Source organism: Paraburkholderia sp. SIMBA_054 (assembly GCF_046534875.1).
GTDB lineage: Bacteria > Pseudomonadota > Gammaproteobacteria > Burkholderiales > Burkholderiaceae > Paraburkholderia > Paraburkholderia hospita.
The window spans coordinates 1-241 of the sequence record NZ_JAWRXV010001562.1 but is presented as its reverse complement, the minus strand read 5'-3'; the positions used below and the strand labels follow the sequence as shown (position 1 = coordinate 241).

1 protein-coding gene is annotated in these 241 nt (G+C 72.6%); it reads left to right on the top strand.

Translation table 11 applies throughout. From position 1 onward, the window contains the following. Positions 1-27: 27 nt before the first annotated feature. On the top strand, positions 28-241 hold a 214-nt coding region (locus SB822_RS60305), incomplete at its 3' end, for a hypothetical protein (protein ID WP_410859544.1).

Sequence of the window (241 nt, the reverse complement as noted above, 5' to 3'; positions counted from 1 at the left end):
CAGCGTGGCTATACCCTGCGCGGCGACATGATGGAGCTCGACACGCCGGCGCTGCCGCTGGATCGCCCGGGTCGCGTGGCCGACGACGTCGGGATCGTGCGCGACATGGCGCGCCGGGCGCCGGCGGCCTATCCCCAGGCCGACCTGTCCGGTTACAGCATCGAGCAGATCGCCACCGATGTCGCCGACCTCGCCGCGGCGCTGGGTTACCGGCAGGTCAGCCTGGTCGCGGCCAGCTTCG